Here is a 21,132-nt window from a genome sequence, read left to right as displayed (position 1 = left end):
CTTCTGATACAGACCGTCGATCAGTTTTATTTTTCTTCAGCAATGCCCGCCTTAGGTTTAAGGCTGTTCGGCTGCATATTATGCCAGTGTGAATTAATGTAATCAAGGCAAGCCTGACGTCCCTCCTGCTCATAGACTACATTCCAGCCGTTCGGCACTTCAATGGAGCCTGGCCAGAGTGAATACTGCCCTTCTTCATTAACCAGCACAAAGTATGTGCCGTCCGCATTCTCAAAAGGATTTGTCATCTGTCATTTCTCCCCCCATTCATTTCGTCCAGTTTTTTGGCAAGAATCTGCCCAATTTCAGCAAGCGGTCCAGGCTGGCACAGATCCTTATGGCGGCAATCAATATCATGCTGTTCGATCCGTCCATTGACATATTGCATCCACGAATCAGGTTCAATTGGATCGAACCATTCCGGTATGACGGTTGACCTGAAGAACAGAAGGCTGCCATGATATGTTTTAGGTGTATAGGCGCCTAAAATGCCGACGGAATTGACGTACGTTTCTTTCAAGTTTAAAATGACAGATTCGTCGAGACTGGCTAACGCGCTTCCGTCACGGCGAAGAATGTCAATTGCATTGTCAAGATCCATCGGTTTGTCTCCCAAACTATCAGGATCATATCCTCCCAAAGCCAGCAGCGCAATAAGTGCTTCCTGTTCATCAGGGGCTTCTTTAATAGGCAAGAAGTGGTTTGGATAGGCATCCAGCATCACAAGGAGCGAAACCTCTTCGCCTTGGTTTTGCAGCTGAGTCGCCATAGCATGAACCACATTGCCTCCAAGCGACCAGCCAAGCAAATGATAAGGGCCTTTTGGCTGTACCGTACGAATATGTTCGATATAATCCGCAGCCATTTCGTCGAGTGATTTCGGAAGGTTCTCACGCTGTCCGATCCCGCGCGCCTGTAATCCATAGATCGGATAATCTGTCCCCAAAGATGTCATCAGCCCGGCATAGCACCAGCTAAGTCCGCCGGCGGGATGTACGCAAAACAGGGGCAATTGCTCTCCATGCGTTCTCAGCGGCAGCAAGACATCCAGCGCGCTTTGGCTGGAGCCCATCTCAAGCCTTTCGGCAAGACCGGCTACAGTCGGTGCCTCAAACAGGTTGCCGATGCTCAGCTCAACTCCGAGAGCCTCACGAATCCTGCTCATCAGCTGTACAGCAAGCAGCGAGTGACCGCCAATGTCAAAGAAACGGTCATCAATGCCTACGCGCGGCAAGTTGAGAACCTCAGTGAACAAGTCACACAAAATTTCCTCTTGCGGGGTTCTTGGCCCCCGTCCGGTAACGTCCGCTGCAAAATCAGGCGCCGGCAATGCCTTACGGTCAAGCTTGCCGTTTGGTGTCAGCGGCAGCTCGTCCACCATTACAAAAGCTGACGGAACCATGTAATCCGGGAGGCTGCCGGCAGCATAGCGGCGAAGTTCTGCTTGATCAGGAACGGCTTGGGAAGCAGCCGTGGTATAAGCGACAAGGCGTTTGTCTCCCGGCTGGTCTTCACGGACGACAACCGCGGCTTGTCCGACATCAGGATGCTGAACGAGCACAGCTTCAATTTCGCCTAATTCAATTCGGAACCCGCGTATTTTGATCTGATGATCCGCACGGCCCATGTAATCAAGTGAACCATCCGCACGACGCCGCGCCAAGTCGCCGGTCCGATACATCCGAGTGCCCGGAGGACCGAACGGATCAGCGATAAATCGCTCAGCTGTCAAACCAGCACGCCCTAAATATCCTCGTGCAAGCCCTGCTCCGGCGACATACATTTCTCCCACTACGCCCGGCGGTACAGGCTGCAATCCCGCATCAAGCACGTAAACACCAAGATCAGGTATTCCGCAGCCAATAAGACTATTAGCCCTCATGGCGGCAATGTCCCTGTCAAGCTCAATATAGCTGACATGAACCGTCGTCTCAGTAATGCCGTACATGTTAATCAGCTTCGGCGCATTGTCCGGATGGCGTTTATACCAGTCTTCTAAGCGGCTAAGCTCAAGAGCTTCACCGCCGAAAATGACAAAGCGCAAACAAAGAGCCTGACCGAGCTCGTCATGTTCCCGTTCCGCCTGCATGAATTGATAGAATGCCGATGGTGTCTGGTTAAGAACCGTCACACCTTCTTTTACAAGCAGAGATAGAAAATCTTCAGGCGACCGGCTTATCTCGTGCGGCACCACTACAAGACGTCCGCCATGCAGTAAAGGACCCCAAATCTCCCAAACTGAAAAATCGAAAGCATAGGAATGAAACATCGTCCATACATCTGATGAACTGAATTGGAACCACTGTTTGGTAGAGCCAAACAGTCTGATGACGTTCTGGTGCGGTATGATCACACCTTTTGGAACACCGGTTGAACCGGAGGTATAGATAATATAAGCCGGATGAAGCGGAGACAATGGCCGGACACGGTCATCATCATTCGGATTGCTGTCGTTATACTTGCTTAATTTCTCAGCCGTTTTAGCATCATCAAGTATAATCTTCGGCAAAGAATCTGTATTAGGAACTTTTGCCTCAGCCTGCGTGCCGGTGATCACGCATACGGGCTGGGCATCGCTGAGCATAAATGCCAGACGGTCAGACGGATAGTCAGGGTCGAGCGGCAGATACGCCGCGCCTGCCTTGAGGACCGCCAAAAGACCGACAACCATATCTAACGAACGCGGAAGGGCCAAAGCAACAATTTGTTCCGGTCCCACTCCCCTGTCAATCAGCATATGGGCAAGACGATTCGCCCGTTTATTCAGCTGGTCATAGCTCAGTGCAGCATCCTCAAACGCTACGGCACAAGCTCCAGGATTTTTTGCGGCCTGCTTCTCGAATAATAGCGGCAAACATGTTTCTGTTTTTTCTTGAGAAACCTTATTCCAATCCGCCAGCATGTCCCGACGCTCCTCAGGTGCGAGGATGTCCAGGCTTCCAATCCGCTGATCCGGATCAGCGGCTGCTGCTTCCAATAACCTCAGGAGCCGTGCCGCAAGCGCTTCGACTGTTTCTTTCTTAAATATATCAGTACTGTATTCAATCAATCCATCGAGTCCGGCCGGTGTGCCGTCTGAATGGCGGCGTTCACTAAGCTCTATTGTTAAATCAAATTTGGCAGATCCGACACTGCTGATGTGAAGATCGCTTTGGATACCTGGCAAATCCAGTACAGCGTCCGGCGTATTCTGGAATGCCAGCATAATTTGGAACAGCGGGTGTCTGGCCCGTGATCTCGCCGGATTAAGAAATTCGACGAGACGCTCGAACGGCACATCCTGATTTTCATATGCCGCCAGATTCACCTCTCGAACTCTGTCGAGAAGCTCCCGGAAACTCGGATTATCGGAAGTATCTGTTCTCAGCACCAAAGTGTTAATAAACAAGCCTACCAGATCACCTAACGCATCATCACTGCGGCCGGCAATCGGGCTTCCGATCGGAATATCAGTGCCTGTGCCGAGACGAGTGAGCAGTGCGGAAAGGCCTGATTGCAGCACCATAAACAGGCTGACCCTGTTATCACGTGAGAGGTCATGCAAACGATGATGCAGGTCCGGATCAATATGGAAATGAATCGTATCCCCGCGATAACTCGGCTCAGCGGGACGCGGATAATCAGCAGGCAGCTCCAGCTGATCAGGCAGATTCGCCAGCGTCTCACTCCAGAAATCAAGCTGTTTCGCAATCAGACTGTCCGGGTCATTCTCACTGCCAAGCAGGTTCTGCTGCCAGAGTGCGTAATCAGCATATTGAATTTTCAGCGGCGGCAATTCCGGAGCCCGATCTTGACAGCGTGCCGTGTAAGCCGCAGCAAGGTCACGAGTAAGCGGCGTTAAAGACCACCCATCACCTACAATATGGTGAAGCAATAACAGCAAAACATGCTCATCCGTTCCAGTGACGAACAGTTCGGCGCGAATTGCCGGTTCAACGGCGAGATCAAAACAATATCTCACAGCTTCAGAAAGTGCTTCAGAAAGCTCATTTTCGTGAATGTCAGTAACAATTAATTCAGGACGTGCCTTTGCAGCATCCAAAATGAGCTGACACGATGTTCCCTGAGACTCCGGGAAGATGGTGCGCAAGGTTTCATGGCGGGCTGCAACGTCACATAGAGCATCTTGCAGAGCAGCTCGATTCAATTGGCCAGATAAGCGTATAACCACAGGAATATTGTAGGTCGGGCTTGGTCCTTCCAGACAGTGCAGGAACCACAATCGGCGCTGGGCAAAGGAAAGCGGAATTTCCTCAGGTCGCGCCGCTTTCTGCAAAGCAGGACGAGCACTCTGCGCTTGATCCAGATGTGCGGCAAGACCGGCCACTGTAGGATCATCAAACAGTTTGCCGATGCCTATCTCCGCTCCAAGGGTATCGCGAACCCGGCTCATCAATCGTGCGGCAAGCAGGGAGTGTCCGCCCAGTTCAAAGAATCCGTCATCTATCCCTACACGTGAAAGACCGAGAACCTCAGCAAACAAATCACAAAGAATTTCTTCTTGCGGCGTCCTAGGGCCGCGGCCAGCCGACGACGCGGTGAAATCAGGCGCAGGCAGCGCTTTTCGGTCCAGTTTCCCGTTTGGTGTCAGCGGCAATTCATTCACTGAAACAAAGGCCGATGGCACCATATAATCAGGCAGACTGCCGCCGGCATACCGCCGAAGCTCTGCAGACTCAAGGTTCGCTTCCGGCGAAAAGACGACATAAGCAACTAAACGCTTATCTCCCGGCTGATCTTCCCGAACGACAACCGCAACCTGTTCGATATCAGGATGGCGGGCCAGTACGGCATCAATTTCCCCCAGTTCAATTCGGAAGCCGCGAATCTTAATTTGATGATCGGCACGGCCAATGTAATCCAAGGAACCGTCTGTACGCCATCTTGCCTGATCACCTGTGTGATACATGCGGCAGCCCGGCGGACCATAAGGATCGGCAACAAAACGCTCGGAAGTCAAATCGGCACGGCCTAAATAACCTCGGGCCAGCCCGTCACCGGCTATGTACAGCTCTCCCACAACTCCTGGCGGAACAGGCTGTAAACAGTTATCCAGCACATATACCTGCGTATTCCAAATCGGTCTGCCGATTGGCGGCACTCCTGCCTTCTTGTCATCAAGCACGGCAGCAGTCGACCAAATTGTCGTTTCAGTGGGTCCGTAAAGATTCGTAATTTTACACTCGAGTTCCTGTAATGCATTCATTAGACCGCTCGGCAGCGCCTCGCCGCCGACAAGCACTCTGAGCCCTTTCAATTTTTCGGGACTGCCGGTCACAAGCGCGTGCCACAGCGTCGGAGTAGCCTGCATGATTGTGATGTTGTGCTTTTCAATCATTTTCGTTAATGCCGGCGGATCCTGAATCGTTTCCTTTTGAGCGATGACAAAACCGGCACCGCTTAGAAGCGGCAGGAACAATTCCAAAGCTGAGATATCAAAAGCAACTGTGGTTACAGCGAGCAGCCGGTCGTGTTCATCCAATGAAAATGTCTCCCGCATGGACATAAGAAAGTTGCTTAAGCTTTTCAAGGTGACGACGACGCCTTTAGGCCTTCCGGTCGAACCGGATGTATAGATGATATAAGCCGGATGAAGAAGCGACACCGACTCCGTACGGTCGCCGTCAAGCGGGTCAGCGACTGGATAACGCTCCAATACTTTAGCTGTCACGGGATCGTCAAGCACGAGCTGCGGTGTTGTGCCGTCATCTGGCAGGCTTGATGCAACCTTTTCAATCGTGATCATACACGCAGGCTTCGCATCACTTAGCATATAGGAGATTCTGTCAGCCGGAAAATCAGGATCAAGCGGCAGATACGCAGCACCCGTCTTCAGGACAGCCAGCATTGCAACAGCCATATCCGCAGACCTCGGCAAAGCCAAAGCCACAAATTGCTCCGGGCCCAGACCGCGGGCAATTAATAAATGAGCAAGGCGGTTCGCCCGCTCATTCAGTTCTTTATAACTCAGTTCAGCCTCATTACAAACGAGAGCAATGTTTTCCGGCGTACGGACAGCCTGTGCCTGAAATAACTCCGGCAGACTCGCTTGAGGCACCGTACGGGCTGTATCGTTCCACTCAACTAATACACATTGGCGCTCCTCTGGCAAAAGAAGATCCATTTGCCCAATCGGCGTTTCCGGGCCGACAGCTATTGCCGTTTCCAGAAATCTCAGAAAACGGTGTTGATGAAGCTCCAGATCCTCAGTACTGTAGACTTCAGGGTTCGCATCCAAATCAATTCTTAACCCTCTGCCATCTGATCTGTCGTACACATTAATTGACAAATCATCGACAGGCCCAGCCGAGAGGTTATGTGTTGTACCGCGGCAGCCCGCAAAGTCGAGACCGTAGTCAAACGGCATAAGATTAATCTGAGGACCAAATAACCTATGATTATCTCCAATCAATTTAAGATCCCGGCGCAGCTCTTCATGCCGATACTTCTGATGACGCTTGATTTCACGAATTTCCTGTGAAACCTGAAGGACAAGTTCGGCGAAGCTCATATCCGGACGCACTGACAATCGCAATGGAAGCAGATTCATGACCATACCGGGGATATTCAGCGAAACCGACCCGAGTCGTCCCATCATCGGCAAACCAAGAACAACATCCTCAGCACTTGTCATTCTGTGTATGTAGGATGCTGTCGTTGCAATGACAAGTTCATGCCAGTTTACCGCATGAGAGCGTGCGGCTCCTTTCAGTTCATCTGCGCTGGATTGGGACAAATACGCCGTCTGACGAAGAAAGCTTTCCGACGTCCGAGGCGCCCGGTCAGCCAAACTGACAACGTCCGGCTCATCTGCAAAGCGCTCAAGCCAAAATTGCCGATCACGGTCAAACTGCTCTGATAAGCGATACTCCTCATCTTCTTGCAGAATGCGATGCAAAGAACCAAAGCCCGCTTCTTCAAAAGGAAGCTCATTCACAAGTGCGGTATAGATTTTTGACACCCGCTGGGCAATTAGCGAGAAACCGAATCCATCAATTGCAATATGATGAATGCGCTGATACCAGAAGAAGCGATTAGGCGCAGCCTTGAACAAAGCTTCGGTGAACAATGGGCCGGATGTCAGATCGACAGGCTTTGCCAAGTCTTCTTTCATCCAATGTAAGGCCGCCGCCTGGGGATCAGGTTCTGAGCTGACATCAATAAAGTGCAGCGGAAAATCTGGGGACGGATTTATCTTCTGCCAAGGTCCGTCCACATTCTCACCAAAGCGGACATGCAGCGATTCTGCTTCCATTACAGCGTGCCTCAAAGCTTTTTCAAACAGGACAGCATCAACAGGTCCATCAATTTCTATGTATTCTCCGGTATTGTAAATAGGATTATCCGGATCAAGCTGCTGAGCAAACCAAATGCCGGCTTGGGCTCCGGATAAAGACAATTGAGCATCTTTTGTTTCTGTATCAGGCATTCATATGACCTCCTTTATAGATAGTCTGCGTTGGGCAGCACCTTCTGTGAACGTGAAGAAAGCAATCTCCACCAATTTTCGAGTGTCGGATTTTCAGCAAGTTCAACAAATGTAACCTCTGCTCCTGCACGGCGCCACTGCTCGACAAGGCTCATGATCCTGACTGAGTCAAGCCCTCTGTCAATCAAATCATCGGTGTCTGCAATATCAGCAGGCGACTCCTGAAGAAGCTCAGCAATTTGCTGACGGACTGCCTGCTGTGTCAGCAGTTGTGAGGACGAACCGGATGAAGGTTCAGACACTGATTTCGGCGCGTTCTTCAGCTTTTCAAGCAAATCAAGGGTTGAAATGGTGACCGCACAGCGTCCGGCTGCATATTCAAGAGACATTTTGTGCTGTTCCAATGAAAAATCAGCTACCGCATCACCGACAAAAAACGGCTCAACATCCTGCATGAATGCGTCACATGCGGTCAATAGACATCCGATGTTTGCATATATACCGCAGATGATCAGCTGATCACGGCTTTTTCCCCGCAAAATATCCAGCAAATTGGTCTTTTTAAAAGCACTGTATCTCCACTTGGTCAGGACAGTATCGTGATCATCAGGGGCAAGCTCATCAACAATCTCCTGCTCATAAGGACCGTCATTGAGGCCGGGACCCCAAAAATCAGTCAGAAGGGCGCGGTCTTCCGGCGCTTGTGCGCCCGGCTGAGCCGTATAAATGACAGGTATACCCAGCTCTGCACATTGGCTTTTCAGCTTGCGAATATTGTCTACAAGCTCGACTACAGGAGATGTTCCGGCTGTAAAAGCATCGACAAAATAGTTTTGCATATCATGAATCAGGAGAACTGAACGCTTCGGATCAGGCTCCCATGTTACTTTATTATTCGGCAGGTCCGATGCTGACGGCATCGGATAAGAAGAAATGGCAGGAATAGCCATTTACATCACGTCCTTTCATCTATTTGGCAAACGATTTTTTATTATTTTCCTGCAGGGGCTTTTGAGACAGACAGCTTTTGGGCAATCGTCTCACGGAGCGCCTTTTTACTCACTTTCCCTACGCCGGTCTGCGGAAATGAATCAATGAACTCTACCCGATCGGGAATCTTATATGCCGCCAGCCCGCGCTCCCGAAGGAATGCTTTAAGCTCACCGGCTTTTGGAGGATTTCCGCGCGGGATGACAAATACACAGGAACGTTCACCAAGAAACTCATCAGGCATGGATACCATCGCCGCATCATGTACATCAGGATGGGCAAGAAGGTGGTTCTCGACTTCCTCGGCAGCCACTTTGTCCCCGCCCCGATTAATTTGATCCTTGGCACGTCCCTCTACGACGACATAACCTGATTCGGTCAAGCTTACGAGATCGCCTGTACGGTAGAAACCATCCGGAGTAAACGACTTCGCGTTATGCTCGTCGGCTTTATAGTACCCGCGGATCGTATAAGGTCCCCGGGTCAGCAAATGCCCTGTTTGGCCTTGTTCAACTTCACGATCGTCGTCATCTAACACCCGAACCTCATCAAACGGTGACATCGGTCTGCCTTGCGTATTGACAATCAATTCTTCCGGGTCATCCAGTCTCGTATAATTGACCAGTCCTTCTGCCATTCCGAATACCTGCTGCAAGGTGCAGTCAAACGTCGTTTTAACCCTCCGGGCAGCCTCTGCACTGAACTTAGCGCCTCCCACTTGGAGCACCTGAAGACTTGATAGGTCATCCTGCCTTGTTGACACAGCATCCATCCACACCATAGCAAGCGGCGGCACCAGCGCCGTCATCGTGACACGCTCCCGCTCGATAAGGGGAAATGAGTCATCCGGGCTTGGTGTCGGGGCAAGAACAACTCTTCCACCGGCATACAAGGTACCAAGAACACCCGGCGAACTTAGCGGATAATTATGAGCCATCGGAAGAGCTGCCAGATACACACTGTTTTCATCAAGATGGCAGACCTCCGCACTGATTCGCAGGCTGTATATGTAGTCATCATGAGTCCGCGGGATCAATTTCGATAACCCGGTGCTTCCTCCTGAAAGCTGAAGAAAAGCAACCTCGGCAGAACTGACTTCAGGCAGATTGACAGGGTCAGCGTGCAAGTCGCCGAGCGCTATAAACTCTTCCGCTTCACCGACAACAACCACGTGCTGCAGCGTAGGAAGCTTGTCCTGAACCTGTCTGGCAAGTCCGCGATAATCAAATCCTGAATATGTGTCAGGTATGATATAAGCCGCAGCCTCTGCAAATTCACAAAAATAAGTGATTTCACTGCTTCGGTGGGAAGGCAGGGCAAAGACGGGCAGGGCACCCAGTCGGAACAGCGCAAAGCACACTTCAAAGAACTCTGCGATATTGGGGAGCTGAACCACCACCCGGTCCAGCTGCTTGATTCCTAATTTCCGGAATCCCGCAGCCAGGCGGTCTGCTCTTTCATCAAGCTCTTTGTAACTCCAATTTCTTTCTCCGCAGGTGACAGCAATTCGTCCGCCGTATAAAGCGGCCCGTTCCCTCAGCATTCCGCCGAAGGTTTCACCCAGCCAGCAGCCTTCTTTCCGATATTTTTCTGCAAATTCTTTAGGCCATGCATGGCATCCAGTCAGCATCCTTTATCCCTCCAACAATGATTTCAGCAAATCGTTTTTCAGGCCCATAGCCAGAAGCATCGTGCGAAACTTGGCTGAAGTCTCCGCCAGCTCGTCTTCGGCTTTTGATCCCTTGACAACGCCCGCTCCTGCGAACAGACGAAGCGCGTAATCCTCTGCTTCTGCACAGCGGATCGTGACGACCCAATCACCGTCCCCCTCAGAATCACACCAGCCAACCATTCCTGTAAAGAAACCGCGGTCAAAGGGTTCAATTTCTTTAATTGCTTCCCGTGCCGAATCGGTCGGCGTTCCGCAAACGGCCGGAGTCGGATGAAGTGCAATTGCCAGTTCCAGCGCAGACGTTGACGGATCAGAAAGCTCCCCTCTGATTTCACTGGAGAGATGCCACATTGTCTCGGTTTGGACAAGCGAAGGTTCAGCAGGAACATCCAGTGTCCGGCAAAATGGCCGGAGTGCGGCGGCAACCGCATCAGCAACCACTTCATGTTCATGCAGATCTTTGGCAGAAGAAAGCAATTCCGCCGCCCTCCGCTGATCCTCAACTGGATCTTCACTGCGAGGCCTGGACCCTGCCAGAGGATTCGACACTACCTGTGTTCCCGATCTGGAAACAAGCAGTTCAGGGCTTGCTCCGATTAATGTCCGCCGGCTAGGGGACGCGCCCAAATCGGCGCTGTCCGTTTCCTGCTTCGATACATCTGCGGCAAATGTATAGCCGTTTGTATTATGCTGCGCCAAATGATGAAGCAGGCTTTCAATATGAATAGGTTTCGGTGAAGTGAGCTGCAGCGATCTTGACAGCACAATCTTGCTCAGATCGCCGGCTTCTATTCTTTCCAGCCCTCGTTCAACGCCTCTCATATATTCCGCAGGCTCAGGAACCGGCTGCATTTCGTATGTATTCTCTGGCGGCTGCTGATGACGGCCGGCAGGATCTAATTGAAGCGGACCCGACCAGCGAATGTTCGTCGGTACAATAAGCTTGGCTGGTTTTGTATAGTCAAAAGGAATTGCCCCTACAACGGCTGGATTGCTGTGTCCGCATTCCTTGGCTTCGTTTAGGACAGCGGCAATGCGCCCGGGCAGATCTTTTAATTGATCCTCATGCCCATCCCGGTTTGGCACCTCGGCAAAAGCCCCCTCCGCAAGCAAAGTCCGATGCGGGGTGGATAAGAAAAAAGAACCTGCTCTGTATTGGCTGAGAAGCTGTTCCGCTTTCTCTTCAGAAATAACATGATGTTCCGACATTTTTATAGCCTCCTTTTAAAATGGTTACACACCTAACGTTGCGCCGCCGTCAACACGCAAATCGTGCATTGTGATATGCCCTGCCCGGTCAGAAACCAAAAAGAGCACGGCATTGGCGATATCAGATGGCTTGGCGATCTTTTTCAGCGGAATTCCTGTTTTGAATGTTTCAAGTGAGCCGGCAATTACTGCCTGAGCCCCGTTCTCATCTGGCCACAGCGACCATTGCATCTCCGTTTCCGTTGACCCTGGAGAAACCACATTGCAGCGGATATTATATTCCGCAAGTTCCAGTCCGAGGCACTTTGTAAACATCGCGGCTGCCGCTTTGGAAGATGCATAAGCTGCCATAGACGTACGCGGCATAGCAGCGGCATTTGAGCCTACCGTTACAATTGAACCTGATCTTCGATTCATCATGTATTTGCTGACCGATCGGGACACGTTGAATACGCCAGTGGAATTAACTGAAAAAGTCGCCTCCCAATCGTGATCGCTGATAGATTCAATCAGCCCGGGACGAAGTACCCCTGCAACGTTTACGAGAATGTCTATCGGGCCGATTTCTCGTTCGATTCTCGCCGTTATCTCATCAACCGCACTGCTGTCACCTACATCAGCCGGGAACGCTTCCGCTTGGTGCCCGTCAGCTCTGAGGCCTGCCGTCAGTCCATTAAGTTTCTCCGCATTTAGATCGACTGCCGCAACCCTTGCTCCAAGTTCAGCAAGCGCACGAGCAACTTCTTCCCCGATGCCTTGAGCAGCTCCGGTTACTAAAGCGGTCTTGCCCTTAATTCCCATAACATCCATCTGACTCATTTCCTTTCTCTTCATGACGCTTTAAGTCCCATACCAGACTTCCGGCGGACGAACGAAAGCACACCGCGCCTCCGGACAGGGCGGCGGGCGGCCTTGTTCATTTATTTAGCATGAAATATCGCTTTATATTGATAATGATAATCATTATCAATTAATCTTCAAAACTATCATAACCAAACCCAATCTTTCAGTCAAATACATTTTTAGCTTATCGGCGTCTATTTCAGTCAATATTCAGTCATTTCCAAGCATATTGAAGCATGAATAGCTCTCTTTTTCCCATTACCTAAATAATAGGGAAATAGATTCACTGCAGCATCATATCTCCGAGCTGCCTCTGACATGATGCTGCAGCGGTGTTTGTTAAACTATAGGTTTGGACCGGCAGGGTGCAGGGCAAATCGTAAAGCTCTGCTGATCAAAACGGGCAGCACCGATATATGTCCTTCTCCCTCAAACTCGTGAAATTGCGTTCGTACTCCGTACCCAGCCAGGGACGATAGCTGTTCTGAAAGCTCTTTCGCATGATCATTTATGCGGCTTTTATGGCTTTTCTCTAATTCTCCCGCTGCGAGCATGACATTGACATTCAGCTTTTCCCGGCTTACACGGTCGCCAAATTGGCGGGACTCCTTATGAATAAACCGTTTGTTCCAATGGATGGATGGACTCCCCGCGATATATGTTTGGAACGCATCCGGTTTTGTAAAAAGCACTTGCAGCACAAAAAGTCCTCCAAGAGAATGACCAAAAATCGTCTGCCTGCTGGTGTCAATCTGATAATCACGCTCGATTTCAGGTTTTACTTCCTCTTCAATAAAGGTTAAGAAATCCTCGGCTCCCCCTTGTTCCGGCCACGGTGTCCCGCCAGGTCTTGATGGAAGCTCTGAATCAGGGAGCGGCAGTGTAAAATCACAGTGGCGGGCCGGAGAAAACGGCGCCTCTGTCTGATAGCCGATGCCGACGATGACTGCCGGAATAACACCTGTTTTTTCCGGACGCCGGCTTTGCACGCGAATTGCCTCTGCCATCGTTCCGAATACGGAATTGGCGTCAAGCAGATAAATGACAGGATAACCAGCAGGAGGCGGATCTTCACTCGGTTTTGACACAAAGATTTGATATTCGCGATTTCCAGTACGTGAATACATCAGACGTGATTCTGTTCCCGGTATCGTGAACGCGCGAGCGGACAAGGCTGCCGCCTGTTCGGTCTTTTTTCCGTCCATTTTATGTACCTCCTTTCTTCCCCTCGATTAGCTGAGGGTGATGATATGCCCGAATATCATAGTCAATTTAGGATTCAAATGATCAATTCCATGGTGAATCAGGAATGGGTTTTTATTAGAAAATACCTAGTGATAATGATTTTCAATATCAACTAAACACCTCAAATAATAGTTTCTCTGACAAAGAAAGTCAACTTTTTTCCAAATAAAAAAGGCACCTAATTTGAATAAGGTACCTAGGAACTAGAATGATGGAAAATAATTACTTTAATTTCTTGTTTAAGAAACTGATACGGAGCATCTATTGGATACTTTATCAACTCATATAAAACCAACGAACGGCCCCGGCATAAAAACCTGCATTCCAATGACTTAGCTGTTCACCTAATATCCACAATATGGTACTATTACTCTTAACCTTGTATTCAGGAAGTGGATATCGTTATGAACAACGAAGAACCAGATGAACCCTTTAAAGACTTACCATTCAGTTCTAAATTACTAGTCATCGCTTCACTATTTATCATTATTGCTGCGGCCATCGGGGTCATTGCCGGCGGATATTTCTTTGGCATAAAAGGTTTATTTTCAATCCTTGGAGTTTCATATGAATCTGATAAAATATTACTGTTTTTTATATTGGGCTGTTTTGGAGCGGGATTGATTATAGAACCATTCATTAAGTTGTTTTCCATGTTTGTTTATCATTTAACGGCAATGAAAAAGACAGCCATTACCAGGCTGGTATTTTATTTCATTGGCAATGTTATCACTATCAGTATTGTAGACTTTTTCATGGATTCTATTTATATTCCAGATTCCCTCATTACTGTTATTTCGGCAGTAATGGCTTTCGCCGAACTGGCATTTGATGATAAGCCTGATCAATAGTCTGCTTCAGCCGTGAACTTTTTCCTTTCCTGATCCGTATTAATTGAGTAAGGAGGTCTTTTATTGATGAAGAAATATGAATTTGTAAGAGTTGAATTAAGTTCCATGAGAAGAAGACCTAAAGAGGATTATCAAGAAATCATACATGAGTATGCGAAACAAGGCTGGAAGCTTGTTCAGATCTTTGCTCCCAGTATTGACGGCTACGGTGCGGCTGCTTATTTTGAGATCATATTTGAAAAAGAGGCTTAGTCATTTGGCTGAGCCTTTTTTATGTAAACCGAGTTTTTTCCATTCAAGGCGAGATGAAAGGAGAATCCATAACCAATCAAATAAGGGGAATCTCCCCTTATTTAATCCCATTGAAATCTTTGATTTTGCCACGGGTCGCCTCTCATATGGTATCCGTTTTGTTCCCAGAATCCCGGGTGGTTTTCTTTCGTAAACTGGATGCCGCGCAGCCACTTGGCGCTTTTCCAAAAATACAAATGAGGAAAAACCCCTCTCAGCGGAAAGCCGTGTTCCGGTGTTAAGGGTTCCCCATTATGCGCATATGCGAGCAGAGAGGTTTCTGCTATAAAATCCGCAAGAGGCAGATTGGCCGTCCAGCCTTCTTCCGCATGCAGAATGACGAAGCCCGCTTCTTTCTTTACCTGCGCTTTTTCCGCGATATCTTTTGCCCGCACTCCCTGCCACACATTATCAAGCCGGGACCAGCCGGTTACGCAATGGATATCATTTTTCGTCTCAGCCGTCGGAAAAGCTTTTATATCATTGAAGCTTAGGAGCATCGGCTCGTCAACTAAGCCGTAGACTTGCAGGTTCCACTTCGTCATATCCTTATAATACGGCACGTTTCCGGCATGAAGCACAGGAAATTTGGTTGTGACGTTTTGGTTGGGCGGCACTCTTCCGGATTGATCGGTTTGCTTTGGTTTTCCGAAAAACATACGGCTCCCTCCTTATGTTAACTTATTTGATAAAGAAGTTGACAATTAATCTGGATTCGATTACTCTATGATTGTGTATATATCCAAGGGGGAAAAAAGATGATTCAGAATAAACTTCGTGTGAGTGATATGGCGCTGATCGGCATGTTCGCAGCACTCATGGGTGTCGGCGCCAACATTACATCAATGGCACCTTTTTTGCAAGTGGCAGGTATTCCGCTTTCTATGCAGCCCTTTTTCTGTCTATTGGCCGCACTGCTTCTCGGGAGCAGACGAGCTTCTATCGCCATGATTGTTTACGCGCTTGTCGGATTAATCGGCGCGCCTGTCTTTGCTCAGTTTTCAGCGGGCTTTGCTCCGTTTGCCGGTAAAAGCGGCGGCTTCATTCTATCTTATATTCCGGCAGCTTTTGCTGCGGGGTGGTATTTAGAACGGAAAGCGCAGCCAAGCAGACTTCGTTTTCTTATCGCTTCTCTGCTCGGAACTGCCATCATGTATCTGGTCGGCACTACTTATATGTATCTTGCCTTAAAGATTTGGATTGATGCGCCCATCAGCTATGGAACAGCCTGGATTTTCATGTTCTGGTTTATAGTTAAGGATATGGCTTTTGCAATTGTTTTGGCTTTTATCGCGCCTTCCATTTACCGTTCTATCCATAAAGCAACCGGCTTCAGCAGAAATCATATTTCTTCCACATAATGAACCGTTCTCTTTGAGTGGTTCTTTTTTATGCCCAAACAAAAAAGCCCTCCGGCCGGAGAGCCTTTTTGTTTACAGCACAAGCGCCGCAATCCATCCAAATAAAACAAGCGGAATGTTATAAAAGATAAATGTCGGCACACAAGTATCCCAGATATGGTGATGCTGTCCATCTGCACTAAGCCCTGAGGTCGGGCCGAGCGTACTGTCGCTTGCAGGAGAACCGGCGTCTCCAAGCGCGGCTGCAGCACCGATGACCGCAATCGTCGCCATCGGGCTGAACCCAAGCTGAAGGCACAGCGGAACAAAGATCGTGGTAATGACCGGGATCGTGGCAAAAGATGATCCGATCCCCATCGTGATTAAAAGACCGACAATCAACATGAGAAAAGCGCCCAATGACTGGCTATGTCCGATAATGCCGGCTGCTGATTTCACAAGCGCACCGACATCGCCCGTTTTTGTCAAGACATTCGAGAATCCAGCCGCAACCAGCATGACAAACCCGATAAAGGCCATCATGACCATACCATCTGTAATTAAAGAATCAGCTTCCTCACGCTTCATTACACCGGTGACAAACAGGATAATGAGACCGGCAAGCGCCCCCATTATCATTCCTTCTACTCCTAATACTTGCGATAAGTAAAGCTGGACGCCAAGTGACACAACGATTGCCAAAACGGCTATGCCGAGGCTTTTTTTCGTATAGGGAGATGCTTTCATTCCCGAAACGTCTTTCGTTTCATATACTTTCGGTTTACGGTACACGAGCACAGCTAAAATCAATCCGACAACCATTCCCGCAGTCGGAATGATCATCGCGTATGGGATGTCTCCGAGAGAAACTTTCAACCCTGCATCCGCCATGTTATCTCTTAGCATACCTTGGAAAATCTGTCCGAAACCAACAGGCAGTGCAATATACGGCGCTGTGAGTCCAAAGGTAATCACACAAGCAATCAGCCTGCGGTCCATTTCAAGTTCATTAAAGATTTTTAACAGCGGCGGAATCAGCACCGGAATAAACGCGATATGAACAGGGACCACGTTTTGCGAAAAGCACGATACGATTAAAATAATGAAGACGATCAGTACCTTAGACAGCGCCTTTTTCCGTGTATCTTCCTTTTTCCCGATTAATTTCACAGATGCTTCAACCATTGCATCCGGCAAGCCCGTTTTTGTTAAGGCCGCCGCAAAAGCGCCAAGCAGCGCATAACTAACGGCAACGGTGGCATTGCCCCCAAGCCCCTCTGTGAAGGCTTTAACGGTCTCCCCAAGACCAAGGCCTCCTGTTAAACCGCCGGCTAAGGCGCCAATCATTAAAGCAATAACTATATTGACACGCAGCAAGCTTAATACCAGCATAAGCAGCACTGCGATAACGACTGCATTCATACTACCCCTCCAAAAATCCTTTAGTTTGCTAATGTAGTAGACAAGTAAAGTAATGAACGTATCTTATCATATGACAAACACTTTAGTCAACTAAAGATTTAAGCAGAAAATAAAAATCCCCCGCTGCAGTTTCGCAGTGGGGGGAGAAGGAGTTATGCTTTTGTTTTTTCTGGTGTGAAGCGCTCTGCCAATGTCGCGAGTGTTCTAGCCATCACACCTGTGGCGCCCGCCGGTCCAAAGCATGTTGCTTTTTTCGACGTTGCGGTGCCCGCTATATCAAGGTGAACCCAAGGCGTATGTTCAGCAAATTCTCCGATAAACGTTCCTGCCATGATCGCATGGCCTTCTCTTCCCGGTGAATTGTTCAAGTCCGCCATTTGGCTGTTTTTCACACGTTTTTTATCCTTTTCAGTGATCGGAAGCTGCCAGATCGCCTCACCGCACTCTTCCGCAGCCTCAGCCACTTGCTGGTAAAACGCTTGATCATTTGTCATGGCGCCCGTTGTTTCCGTTCCTAATGCGACGACGACACCGCCTGTCAGCGTTGCTGCATCCACCAATACAGACGCGCCATGCTGCTTGGCGTATGTGATGCCATCCGCCAGCACAAGTCTTCCTTCCGCATCTGTATTTAAAATTTCAATGGTTTTTCCGCTTAAGGATACAATAACGTCATCAGGCTTCATCGCCGCGCCTGATATCATATTATCCGTCGATGGGATCACAGCCAGCACATTTTGTTCAGGCCGGAGTTCTCCAATAGCCTCCATTGCGCCAAGCACCGCGGCTGCCCCTCCCATATCTGATTTCATGCCGACGATGCCGTCTTTTGTTTTAATCGAATATCCTCCGGTATCAAACGTAATCCCTTTACCGACAAATCCGATGACATCTTCCCAAGCTTCTTTTGCCTGATATTTCAGCACAATCATTTTCGGGGGTTCCGCCGAGCCTTGGTTCACGGCAAGTATGCCCCCCATGCCGAGCTCTTCCATATCATCTTTTTCCAAAATTTCGCATTCAAAATCGTACTTAGCGGCAAGCTCAACCGCATAAGAAGCCAAATCAGTTGCAGTCAGCATATTGCCGGGCATATTGACAAGCATTCTTGCAGAGTTGGCCGCCTGGCCGAAAGCGCGGCCGACCCGAAGACCCGCATGAACCTCTTGAGAATCTCCCTCTGTCAAGGCATAGACCGACTTCATCTGTTTTTCCGGCTCGTTTGATTTATGTTTATAATCCTGCACTTCGTATGTAGCAAGCAGGCAGCTTTCCGCTAAGGCATGAGCGGCATCGGCTGCCGGCACTTTATCGGTAATAAAGGTATCAAGCAAAACAGAAACCTCTTCTTTCCGATCTTTATGGATGGTTTGAAAAGCGCGTGCAAAGCATTCCTTTGCATCCTCAAATGTATAATCTGCCTCTCTTCCCAAACCAATAAAATAAATGCGTTTCATACCTGAGGCGAGGGGCGGGAATACTTTTGATACTTGATTCCGTTTCACAGAAACATCGCCGTCTTTCAGAAGCTGCGTCAGCTGGCCATCCAGCTTTTCATCAATTTCCTTTACTTTTTCAGTCAGCTGGCTTTTTTGAAAAAGCCCGACCAAAAGCGTTTCTTTATTTTCCAATTGATTGACTGCGTAAAACATGAGCACACACTCCTTGTCAACGTAATGGGTATTTGTCAGCAACAATGGTATAATAGGAAAAACATTCTTTCCCATACACTTATTTTAACAAACAATGAAGCAGAGCTGCTTTTTATTATGAAAACATAACTGATTTTCTTAAAGAAAGGATGTTCACATATGGAACTCTTTATGAATTTTCCTTTATTATCAAGTCTGGCCGCCATTGTATTTGCCCAAGTCGTTAAAGTGCCTATACAATTTATCGTATCAAGAAGGCTCGACTGGTCACTGGTAACAAGCACCGGCGGCATGCCGAGCTCCCACTCCGCCGCAGTAACGGCACTGTCCACAGGCGTGGCTCTGGAACACGGATTGGGCTCTTCCTTATTTGCGGTCTCGGCAATTTTCGCTGTCATTACCATGTTTGATGCCACAGGCGTCAGACGGCATGCCGGAGAACAAGCGACAGTCATCAATAAACTTGTCATTGATTTTAACCGGTTTGTCAGTGAAGCGAAAGATTTTCAGAAAGCGGAGGAAAAAGAAAAGCAGAAAAAGCTGAAAGAGCTGCTCGGCCATCAGCCGATTGAGGTCTTTTTCGGCGGGTTAACCGGCATTTTGCTGACCCTGATTTTAAATTACTTTTTCATGTAATTCCGTTACAGAAGCGATAATAAAGCCCAAAACTGTTGACAGTTTTGGGCTTTTTTCCATTCTTTCTGCGCCTCAGCGCTCACGCTGAGCACCAAGCACGCAAACGTTATTCCTTCACCGTTTTATACTGATTCCTGAATACCTGCATGGATTTATTCTCGTTTAATTTCAGAAGTTCGGCTTCCGTCACTGAACCGTTTCCTTTTTTAATCACATATACATCAAGGGTTTTTTTGCCCCAATTGCTATAGACATCCTTAACCGTTTCATAATAAAGATCCAGGCGGCTTCCTTTAATAGCTGAGCCTGTGTCCGCGACTACGCCATATCCGTAATCCGGGATGAACAAAATCGTCCCGATCGGAAAAACGGACGGGTCTGCGGCAACGGTGGAATATAAATCTCTTTTCACCTTTACGCCTGAGTATGTAAGACCGTATTGAGGATCATCAGGATGTTTTCCGGTTGACTCCGGTCCGGCTGTATAACCGGTTGCCGTTACTTTATGCGCGGGATACTGCTTCCAGTCAAAAGCCTCTTCCAATGATTTGCTGGGCTTAACTGATCCGGACATAGATTCGGCTTTTTTCTGCTGGATCGATTTCAATGTCAGACCAAGCTGCTTCAGAGACTTTTCATGGTTTTCATTGACCCAGTTTGACAGGTCCTTCGCCTCTACTCCTGAAACAGCTAAATACGTCGTGCCAAAGGCAAGTATAAACAAAATGGACATCAGCAAACGTCTGATTATTTTCAACATCATCCACCTCTCTCCTTCAGTCAGTGTTCCCAACTCAGAGAGCATTATTCAAGCAGATGTGTCTTTTTCGGATGCACAAAAAAAGCTTTCTATTAAAGAAAGCGGCATTTAAAACATTTGATATCCTCTTTTTCTAAGCGCATTGATGGCAACGCCTGAAACGATAGCGCCGGCCAGACCGCTTGCCAATATCAGCACATCGGCTGCTGCCAGTGAGATCACACGCTGAAACAGGCTGGAAAACGATTCTCCCGGCGCGTGAAAATAACTGATAAGCTTATCCTTACTAATAATGAAAAGGCATACAATTGGATAGACAACAGCCATGATCCAAGACATTCTTAACAGCATGTTCAATAGAAAACCAATGCCGAAAAACAGCACAAAAAATAGGACAACTGAAATAATTACGACAGGCAAACTAATCAAAATATTCCACCCCCTGCGGCCACTTTAAGTGTACCGCGGGGGCGGCAAAAAAGTCAACGGCTGGAAAATGATCGATCCGCTTTGCCGGTTCCCCCGCAAGAAGGACATGTTTCTGATCCGCCGAGCAGCAACTGAATATACCCTTTTCCTGAACAAAGTGAACATGTTTTCGAGGCACTTTGTGTGACAGTATTCATGAAAGATTCCTCCTTTTTCTTAATTTTCTGATAATATAACATATCTGTGTGTCAATGATAAAGTCAGATTTTATAACCGGATATTTGATGTAAGCGGAAACAACCTCTGTTTACTCTCGTTCTCTTTTTGTATTGCAGTTTTTCAAAAAAGAAGAAAATCCGCGGC

17 protein-coding genes are annotated in these 21,132 nt (G+C 48.4%); 4 read left to right on the top strand and 13 right to left on the bottom strand.

What is annotated here, in order from left to right; all coding sequences use genetic code 11:
- Nucleotides 1-26 precede the first annotated feature (26 nt).
- From AXI57_RS04490 to AXI57_RS04460, 7 genes are all read right to left on the bottom strand, one after another.
- Nucleotides 27-248, bottom strand: coding sequence for an MbtH family protein (locus AXI57_RS04490; RefSeq protein WP_061669350.1), 222 nt, complete (start codon nt 246-248; stop codon nt 27-29).
- Nucleotides 245-7,429: an amino acid adenylation domain-containing protein gene (locus AXI57_RS04485; protein WP_061669349.1), complete on the bottom strand. Its 7,185-nt coding sequence runs from the start codon at nt 7,427-7,429 to the stop codon at nt 245-247. Before AXI57_RS04485 ends, AXI57_RS04490 begins: the two co-directional genes overlap by 4 nt.
- Before the next feature lie 14 nt (nt 7,430-7,443).
- Complete coding sequence (locus AXI57_RS04480) at nt 7,444-8,379, bottom strand: isochorismatase (protein WP_061669348.1); 936 nt, start codon at nt 8,377-8,379, stop codon at nt 7,444-7,446.
- A 41-nt stretch (nt 8,380-8,420) separates the two neighbouring features.
- The gene (locus tag AXI57_RS04475; protein ID WP_061669347.1) at nt 8,421-10,049 is read right to left on the bottom strand and encodes a (2,3-dihydroxybenzoyl)adenylate synthase; all 1,629 of its coding nucleotides are present in this window, start codon (nt 10,047-10,049) and stop codon (nt 8,421-8,423) included.
- Between the two features lie 3 nt (nt 10,050-10,052).
- Nucleotides 10,053-11,300, bottom strand: coding sequence for an isochorismate synthase DhbC (gene dhbC, locus AXI57_RS04470; protein ID WP_061669346.1), 1,248 nt, complete (start codon nt 11,298-11,300; stop codon nt 10,053-10,055).
- Nucleotides 11,301-11,324: 24 nt separating this feature from the next.
- A complete protein-coding gene (locus AXI57_RS04465; protein ID WP_061669345.1) occupies nt 11,325-12,110 on the bottom strand; it encodes a 2,3-dihydro-2,3-dihydroxybenzoate dehydrogenase in 786 nt (261 codons plus the stop codon).
- A 377-nt stretch (nt 12,111-12,487) separates the two neighbouring features.
- Nucleotides 12,488-13,348 (bottom strand): alpha/beta hydrolase, encoded by an 861-nt coding sequence (locus AXI57_RS04460; RefSeq protein WP_061669344.1) that lies wholly within the window; start codon nt 13,346-13,348, stop codon nt 12,488-12,490.
- A 444-nt stretch (nt 13,349-13,792) separates the two neighbouring features.
- Here AXI57_RS04460 and AXI57_RS04455 point away from each other — a divergent pair, with 444 nt between their 5' ends.
- Both AXI57_RS04455 and AXI57_RS04450 read left to right on the top strand, forming a co-directional pair.
- Nucleotides 13,793-14,239, top strand: a complete 447-nt coding sequence (locus tag AXI57_RS04455) for a YrvL family regulatory protein (RefSeq protein ID WP_061669343.1) — start codon at nt 13,793-13,795, stop codon at nt 14,237-14,239.
- Nucleotides 14,240-14,305: 66 nt separating this feature from the next.
- A complete protein-coding gene (locus tag AXI57_RS04450; RefSeq protein ID WP_003327123.1) occupies nt 14,306-14,491 on the top strand; it encodes a DUF4177 domain-containing protein in 186 nt (61 codons plus the stop codon).
- Between the two features lie 101 nt (nt 14,492-14,592).
- Here the strand turns inward: AXI57_RS04450 and AXI57_RS04445 are convergent, their stop codons facing one another.
- On the bottom strand, nt 14,593-15,189 hold the full coding sequence (locus tag AXI57_RS04445; protein ID WP_003327122.1) for a sulfite oxidase-like oxidoreductase: 597 nt from the start codon (nt 15,187-15,189) through the stop codon (nt 14,593-14,595).
- A gap of 99 nt (nt 15,190-15,288) precedes the next feature.
- Between AXI57_RS04445 and AXI57_RS04440 the strand changes: the two genes are divergently transcribed.
- Nucleotides 15,289-15,891, top strand: a complete 603-nt coding sequence (locus AXI57_RS04440) for a biotin transporter BioY (protein WP_061669342.1) — start codon at nt 15,289-15,291, stop codon at nt 15,889-15,891.
- A 72-nt stretch (nt 15,892-15,963) separates the two neighbouring features.
- Here AXI57_RS04440 and AXI57_RS04435 read toward each other — a convergent pair whose 3' ends face one another.
- On the bottom strand, nt 15,964-17,292 hold the full coding sequence (locus AXI57_RS04435; protein WP_013390643.1) for a Na+/H+ antiporter family protein: 1,329 nt from the start codon (nt 17,290-17,292) through the stop codon (nt 15,964-15,966).
- 152 nt (nt 17,293-17,444) lie between these two features.
- Entirely contained in the window at nt 17,445-18,944 is a 1,500-nt protein-coding gene (locus AXI57_RS04430; RefSeq protein WP_061669341.1) for a leucyl aminopeptidase, read from the bottom strand.
- 159 nt (nt 18,945-19,103) lie between these two features.
- On the opposite strand from AXI57_RS04430, the gene AXI57_RS04425 reads away from it, so the two are divergent.
- The gene (locus tag AXI57_RS04425; protein ID WP_003327115.1) at nt 19,104-19,580 is read left to right on the top strand and encodes a divergent PAP2 family protein; all 477 of its coding nucleotides are present in this window, start codon (nt 19,104-19,106) and stop codon (nt 19,578-19,580) included.
- A 106-nt stretch (nt 19,581-19,686) separates the two neighbouring features.
- On the opposite strand, the gene AXI57_RS04420 is transcribed toward AXI57_RS04425, so the two are convergent.
- The 3 genes from AXI57_RS04420 to AXI57_RS21550 all read right to left on the bottom strand — a co-directional run bounded on the left by AXI57_RS04420 (nt 19,687) and on the right by AXI57_RS21550 (nt 20,966).
- Nucleotides 19,687-20,343 (bottom strand): 3D domain-containing protein, encoded by a 657-nt coding sequence (locus AXI57_RS04420; protein WP_141292161.1) that lies wholly within the window; start codon nt 20,341-20,343, stop codon nt 19,687-19,689.
- Nucleotides 20,344-20,448: 105 nt separating this feature from the next.
- Entirely contained in the window at nt 20,449-20,769 is a 321-nt protein-coding gene (locus AXI57_RS04415) for a YuiB family protein (protein ID WP_003327113.1), read from the bottom strand.
- 53 nt (nt 20,770-20,822) lie between these two features.
- Nucleotides 20,823-20,966, bottom strand: coding sequence for a YuiA family protein (locus tag AXI57_RS21550; RefSeq protein ID WP_157883205.1), 144 nt, complete (start codon nt 20,964-20,966; stop codon nt 20,823-20,825).
- Between the last annotated feature and the right edge of the window lie 166 nt (nt 20,967-21,132).

Source organism: Bacillus atrophaeus, assembly GCF_001584335.1.
GTDB lineage: Bacteria > Bacillota > Bacilli > Bacillales > Bacillaceae > Bacillus > Bacillus atrophaeus.
Note: the sequence above shows the minus strand (reverse complement) of the source record. Positions and strands in the feature narration are given on the sequence as shown.

Coding starts and splice junctions, on each gene's coding strand:
- AXI57_RS04490 (WP_061669350.1), bottom strand. CDS start 248: ATGACAAATCCTTTTGAGAATGCGGACGGCACATACTTTGTGCTGGTT.
- AXI57_RS04485 (WP_061669349.1), bottom strand. CDS start 7,429: ATGCCTGATACAGAAACAAAAGATGCTCAATTGTCTTTATCCGGAGCC.
- AXI57_RS04480 (WP_061669348.1), bottom strand. CDS start 8,379: ATGGCTATTCCTGCCATTTCTTCTTATCCGATGCCGTCAGCATCGGAC.
- AXI57_RS04475 (WP_061669347.1), bottom strand. CDS start 10,049: ATGCTGACTGGATGCCATGCATGGCCTAAAGAATTTGCAGAAAAATAT.
- dhbC (WP_061669346.1), bottom strand. CDS start 11,300: ATGTCGGAACATCATGTTATTTCTGAAGAGAAAGCGGAACAGCTTCTC.
- AXI57_RS04465 (WP_061669345.1), bottom strand. CDS start 12,110: ATGGATGTTATGGGAATTAAGGGCAAGACCGCTTTAGTAACCGGAGCT.
- AXI57_RS04460 (WP_061669344.1), bottom strand. CDS start 13,348: ATGGACGGAAAAAAGACCGAACAGGCGGCAGCCTTGTCCGCTCGCGCG.
- AXI57_RS04455 (WP_061669343.1), top strand. CDS start 13,793: ATGAACAACGAAGAACCAGATGAACCCTTTAAAGACTTACCATTCAGT.
- AXI57_RS04450 (WP_003327123.1), top strand. CDS start 14,306: ATGAAGAAATATGAATTTGTAAGAGTTGAATTAAGTTCCATGAGAAGA.
- AXI57_RS04445 (WP_003327122.1), bottom strand. CDS start 15,189: ATGTTTTTCGGAAAACCAAAGCAAACCGATCAATCCGGAAGAGTGCCG.
- AXI57_RS04440 (WP_061669342.1), top strand. CDS start 15,289: ATGATTCAGAATAAACTTCGTGTGAGTGATATGGCGCTGATCGGCATG.
- AXI57_RS04435 (WP_013390643.1), bottom strand. CDS start 17,292: ATGAATGCAGTCGTTATCGCAGTGCTGCTTATGCTGGTATTAAGCTTG.
- AXI57_RS04430 (WP_061669341.1), bottom strand. CDS start 18,944: ATGTTTTACGCAGTCAATCAATTGGAAAATAAAGAAACGCTTTTGGTC.
- AXI57_RS04425 (WP_003327115.1), top strand. CDS start 19,104: ATGGAACTCTTTATGAATTTTCCTTTATTATCAAGTCTGGCCGCCATT.
- AXI57_RS04420 (WP_141292161.1), bottom strand. CDS start 20,343: ATGATGTTGAAAATAATCAGACGTTTGCTGATGTCCATTTTGTTTATA.
- AXI57_RS21550 (WP_157883205.1), bottom strand. CDS start 20,966: ATGAATACTGTCACACAAAGTGCCTCGAAAACATGTTCACTTTGTTCA.